Here is a 5,812-nt window from a genome sequence, read left to right on the forward strand (position 1 = left end):
TGGCGGGTTTGAAGCGGTTAAATCAGTCTCGTTCTCTCTAATGGAAGGCGAGCTGTGTGCACTCATTGGGGAGAATGGTGCCGGCAAGAGCACGTTAATTCGATTGATCACGGGGCTTTCGGAGCCATCGTCAGGAACGATCTCGATGTTTGGGCAAACCGGGAGACGTGAAATACGGAGCTGCAGGGAAAGGCTGGGTTATATGCCCGACCTCAATGCTTCGTATCCTAATCTGACCGCGCGAGACAACTTGGTCGTTCGCTGTATTGAGTGGGGGCTTCCCACCGATCGTTCCATCGACGGTGTGTTATCAACCGTCGGTTTGGGGGAGGCCGGCGGGAAGAAAGTGAAGAACTTCTCAATGGGAATGAGGAGGCGTCTCGATCTGGCCATAGCGTTGCTGGGCGATCCGGAGCTGTTGATCCTGGACGAGCCGACAAACGGCCTGGATCCGATGGGGATAGTCGAAGTAAGAAAAATCCTTACGCATCTTAACAAAGATCAAGGTAAAACGATTCTCGTATCCAGCCACAATCTTGAGGAGATGCACAAGCTGGCAACTGATTACCTCTTCATAAGTCATGGTCGCCTCATTCGAAGGATGACCGCACCTCAGCTGGAAAAGTCATGCCGCGGTGGTTTCGTGTTGCATGTGGACGATCTGGAGCGAACGAGATCGGTTCTCGGAGATGAGACCTCACATTCTTTTCTGCCGGACGGCAGCGTCCTTATGCGCTATGAGGAGAAAAAGGAAGGGCGGGGCATTGCAATCGAAGCGCTCTCGACCGCAGGTGTGAGGGTTGCGGAGGCGTATTCTCATAGGAAGAGCCTTGAGGAGTTTTATTCGGAGCTCATCGGTCGAGAGAGCGAGCTGTGATGAAACGCGAGTTCATCTCAGCTTTTCGGAGCGAGGTATGGTTGCTCGCCAGGCACCCGGCGACCGCTCTGATGATTGCGCTTGCGGCTGTGCTGTATGTGGTTGCGGCTGCGACTTCGTCTGAGGTGCTGATCATGGTCGCCGGTGATGACCCGTATACGCTTGGAGGGGCTATAGGTTTTATTGGAAACCTAGTGGATGCAGGGGACGTTTTGGGCTCTGTTGCCCGGACGTCTTTTGCGTCTACAGTGGTCTGGATTCCGGTGACGATTCTCTACGCGGTTTACGCTACGTCGAGAGACTTTGAATCCGTGGCTTACGCCGTATCGAGATCGCGAGGGGTGTCGCAGGCGGCGATTGTGATCACGAAGCTGTTGGTGAACTGCACTCTGGTCGGTGCCGTGTATCTTCTTTCTACGACTGCGCTGTATTTAACCAAGATGGCCCAATGGGACGTTGGGGCCTCGTGCTCAGGGTTTGCCCAATTTGTATCGATTGCGCTGATGATCGCGCTGCTGCTCATTTCGATGTACGCCGCTACCTTCGCCCTGTATTTGCTCACGAGGAGTGTGGTGGCGAGCAGCGTCGTTGCAATAGCGGTTTCGACATTTGTGATGGTGTGGTTCCCAAGTACATACGGAAGCGGTCAGCCCAGCTTGCTGCTCATGCTCTCGCCCGTGTATTACCTGATGAACCTGTGTTCCCTGAGTATGCAGAATGTTGGTGTAATTCAGGTTTTGCTGTATGCGGGCGGCACTGTGCTTGTGTCGGTTGGAGTTGCGCTCGTCTCGCTATTTGTAAGGACGGCGGTTCGATGAATCTTGGGATGTCGGTCAGGGCGGAACTGTTCCGCGCAAGGAGAATGAAACTCGCCGTGATAATAGCGCTGATGTATTTGGGCATCGCGGGGATTTATGTGTTTGCCGGGTCCGGCGCATGGGTCTCCGCAGGGGGAGAGGGCCAGTTCTTTGGCTTTTCCGCCGATCCGGGCTATCTTTTCTCGATAGGGGTTGGGCCAACGGGTATCTCTTCCTGGCTAAGTGTCGTCTCCATGGCGCATACGGTGTTCTTCCCAATCGTCTCTGTTGTTGTGGCGGGGACGCTATTCGGTGATGCGACGAGCGTGTCGGCAAGGGGAGTTTCGATTGCTCGGGGCTTCCGCAGCTGGCAGCTGTTTGCGGCAAAGACATTGGCTTGCGAAGTGTATACGCTGTGCCCCTACATCGTGTTTACTCTCGGTGTCGCTGCGGTCTTTGCCGTGTGCTCCGGAAGCGGTCTAGACAGCCTTACGGTTGGTAATGTGACCTCGGCACTCCTGTCGAATATCGTTATAGACGCCGCTTATACGCTGATGGTTGCGGTTGCATATGAGGTGTTCAGGATCAGATCTCTTGTGTCGGGAGCCTTGCTGGTCGCAACGTTCGCGGGCCTTGTTATCGCGATGAGTTTCCCAACCGTTTTACCCCCGGTTCACATGGCTTATTGGATGAGGGCGTGCGGGGCTGCCGGCGGGACGGTCCTGATGGCTGCATGCGGCCATGCGGTCATCGTGTCGCTCGCATGTCTATTGCTGCTTTCGTGCAGTTTTTATCGAAGAAGGTAGTGCGCTGGCGTATGCGCAGCGTCTGAGGGTCGATATGGATTTGGTTGGAAATGGAGATGGTGCGAAGTGAAACTGTCGCAATTTAATGTGGTGCATGAACATAACGGAAGTCTTCTTATCATGAATGCGCGAACCGGCGGCATCCTGTCGTTAAATCCGGAATACGCGCAGAAATTCAAAAGGATTCAAGAAGGGGACGTTCGGGATGCCGATGATCTTGTCGCGGAGCTGATAAGGGGAGGCATCCTAGTCAATGAGGAGAGGGACGAGCTTGGGGAGATCAGGTTGCAAAGTCGCGCCGCGCGCTTTGCGAATACTGCTCTGTCCCTTACCATTGCGCCAACGATGGCTTGCAACTTTTGCTGTCCCTACTGCTATGAAAAGGGACAGGCGTACACGACGATGGGCGAGGAGGTTTTGACACAGCTCTCCAAGTTCGTGAAAGATTACTATCCTGGTATCGCAAGTCTCTCAGTTGGATGGTACGGCGGCGAGCCTCTGCTCGGAATGAAGATGATCGAACGGATTACGTCGGATCTGAAAGATGTCGTGGGGCCAACGTGTGAATATTCCGCATCGATAGTGACAAATGGCTATCTGCTGACGCCTGATGTTGCAAGGAGGCTCGCGGCATGTGGTGTGACGAGCGCGCAAGTGACTATAGATGGATCGAAGTCGGATCACGATTCGAGAAGGATTCTTCACGACGGAAGCCCTACATACGAACGTATTCTCAAGAACGTCAAAGAGTGTGCCGACATCATCGATATTTCGATAAGGAGCAACGTCGACAAGACCAACATCGAGGCCGCTCAAGAGCTATTGGATTATCTCGAGCTAAATGGCCTGATGAATAAGGTTCACTTCTATTTAGCCCCTGTTGACGATATCAATCAGGTATGTGCGAACGACAGCCACTGCTTTACTGTAAAAGAGTTCTCGTATGAGGAGACTGAGTTTTATAAAAGGGCAATTGCGCGGGGCTTCAAAGTTCAACCTTTTGGTGGGACGAATTTCGGGATATGTTGCGCCGTTGGAATCAACTCGTACGTGGTTGATCCCGTCGGAGATTTGTATAAGTGCTGGGATGACATTGGAATGAAGGAGCGGAGGGTCGGAACTATTTTCGAGCCGCCAATGTTGAGCAAGAACATGATTAACTGGATGGCATATGAGCCGGATGACCCGGAATGCCAAGAGTGCTTTGCTTTTCCCATGTGCATGGGAGGGTGCCCCAACCACGCCTTAAACGGTGAGGGGAAACGTTGCGTTTCCTTCCGGTATGATGCCGAGCAAAAAATGCTGCTCTCCCAGATGATGAATACGGCAAAACGGGGTGCGGGGCAAAATGAGGCTGATGCTTAATCTCTGTAGAAAATATATACTGGGCGGTCGATTCTACGCCTATCTTGTCGTAACAGTTTTGGTCGGGCTGCTTGCGCTTGCGGGTCCCTTTCTTACCGGCATAGTGGTAAACCGATTGGCGATGCCGGCCAGCGCCGATCTTGCCGCCGTTCTCGTTTGTTGCCTTATTTTGGTTGCGGTCCAAGCGGTTCGAGCGGGACTAGTGTATTGCTCAGAGATGCTGTACATCAACCTTCAGTCGCATGCGGGGTTCGGCTTAAATGCGGATACGCTTGAGCACGTGAAGCACCTTCCCCAGGCATTCTTCGAGGGCTTCAACGCGTCGTATTATAACCAGCAAATCAATCACGACGCTAATGACCTTGTCATCTTCGTAATCAACTCGGTTGTGGGGGTTTCAAGCAACGTTATCACCCTTTTGTCCGCCCTGTTTGTTCTCGGTAGCCTGAATATCAAGTTGAGTGTGGTCTGCCTTGTTCTTGCGGCAGCGAGTGCCGCTTTTTATGCGGTTTCACGCGCAAGGCTGTTTGAGAGAAGTTTTGACGTACAAGAGCAGAGCGCGAGGTTTTTTTCCTGTCTACAAGATCAGTTGGAGAAAGTTGATTTCATCCGCAAACATGCTTTGTTCGATAGGTCCCGCGCTGTACTGGTCGAAGCTTTTAATGGGCTCTATCCAACGATGAGAGCAAATCAGGAAGTAGGGTCTAGATTTACCTTTGGCAACGCGTTGGTCGCTTCCGCCGCTCAAGGATGTCTTCTTGCTGTGGGCGCGGTTGAAGTGATGGGCGGGAGACTGTTGCCTGGTTTTCTCGTGACTGCTGTTGGATATTATTCGAACTTAAGCTCAGCGGTACAGTATTTGTTGGGCTGGGGAAGGGATTACCAGACTAATCGCGTATGCTATGAGCGGCTGAAAAGAATTTGGGATGTCCCGGTGGAAGCGAATGGCAAATTGGCGCTTGGTCCGATTGAGGAAATCCGTCTAGAGAACATCAAGCTACGTTATCCAGGGGCGGAAAGGGTCGCGTTAAGCATTGAGGGGCTCGCGTTTTCCAGGGGTCGGCTATATGGAATCTCGGGGCCGAATGGTTCGGGGAAGAGCTCGCTGCTGTCAGTGATATTGGGGCTATATCCAGATGACACAGAAGGGGCCGTTCGCTACAACGGGGTGTCACAGCGTTGCATCGATCGATATGCATTGCGGCGGTGTCGAGTCAGCATTACGGAGCAAGAACCCCCTATCGTTGAGGGGACGATTCTCGATAATCTTACGCTGCTTTCTGATGATTACGAGATGGATAAGCTGAATCGGATGCTTGTCATATTGGGGCTAGACGAAATGGTTGCTTCTGTGGAGAACGGGGCAACGGCGATGCTTGACGGCGGGAAAGGAGGGGTGTCCGGCGGCGAGAAGCAAAAGATTGCAATTGTGAGACAGCTGTTGAAATCGCCGGACGTTATGCTTTTTGATGAACCGACCTCAGCACTTGATGCGAAGAGTCGAGGCGCGCTGATCAAATTGCTTCATGAAATTAAGAGAGACCATATTGTAATCGTTGTCACTCATGACGAGGAGATGCTTGCCGCCTGTGACGAGGTCATTTCGACGGCTGGATGATTATCGGATTGTGGCGTTGAAGACCAAGAAACTTGAAATGGCGTGGGCTCTGGGTAGGTCTCCACGGGTACGCCGTCGGTGCTGTACTCGACCGCCCGGCAAGAAGGTTTTATAGCGTGTTTCCCCAGAGAGGTCCCTTTGTCCGGTAGTGGCGAGGGGAGCCTCTCTTTTGCTCACCTCTTGCGGCGGAGGGGGACACCATGCGCCTATGCAGGACAAACTGCGCGTTCTTGTCGAATGATGGGCTATGTGTAGAGATGATGGTCTCGGGTAGAGGCCGTGTCGCGCTCGGCTGCGATGAGCCAGGCAATTCAATCTTCATCCGGGAGGGCCTTGGCAAGACAAGCAG

The 5,812-nt window shown here is 52.9% G+C and carries 5 protein-coding genes; all 5 read left to right on the forward strand.

Annotated features, from left to right (window positions below; all coding sequences use genetic code 11):
• Positions 1-877: ABC transporter ATP-binding protein (locus DXC67_RS09980; protein ID WP_199410733.1), on the forward strand; the 877-nt coding region annotated here is incomplete at its 5' end.
• Positions 877-1,695 (forward strand): hypothetical protein, encoded by an 819-nt coding sequence (locus DXC67_RS09985; protein WP_117564851.1) that lies wholly within the window; start codon positions 877-879, stop codon positions 1,693-1,695. The genes DXC67_RS09980 and DXC67_RS09985, both read left to right, overlap by 1 nt.
• Positions 1,692-2,480 (forward strand): hypothetical protein, encoded by a 789-nt coding sequence (locus tag DXC67_RS09990; protein WP_035137757.1) that lies wholly within the window; start codon positions 1,692-1,694, stop codon positions 2,478-2,480. Before DXC67_RS09985 ends, DXC67_RS09990 begins: the two co-directional genes overlap by 4 nt.
• A 66-nt stretch (positions 2,481-2,546) precedes the next feature.
• Positions 2,547-3,845 carry a radical SAM protein gene (locus DXC67_RS09995; protein WP_117638255.1) on the forward strand — a complete coding sequence of 433 codons (1,299 nt, stop codon included), beginning with the start codon at positions 2,547-2,549 and terminating at the stop codon, positions 3,843-3,845.
• Positions 3,829-5,463: an ABC transporter ATP-binding protein gene (locus DXC67_RS10000; protein ID WP_084591801.1), complete on the forward strand. Its 1,635-nt coding sequence runs from the start codon at positions 3,829-3,831 to the stop codon at positions 5,461-5,463. The genes DXC67_RS09995 and DXC67_RS10000 overlap by 17 nt, the downstream gene beginning before the upstream one ends.
• The last annotated feature ends 349 nt before the right edge of the window (positions 5,464-5,812 follow it).

Source organism: Collinsella sp. TF07-1, assembly GCF_003437235.1.
In the GTDB taxonomy this organism is placed as follows: Bacteria; Actinomycetota; Coriobacteriia; order Coriobacteriales; family Coriobacteriaceae; genus Collinsella.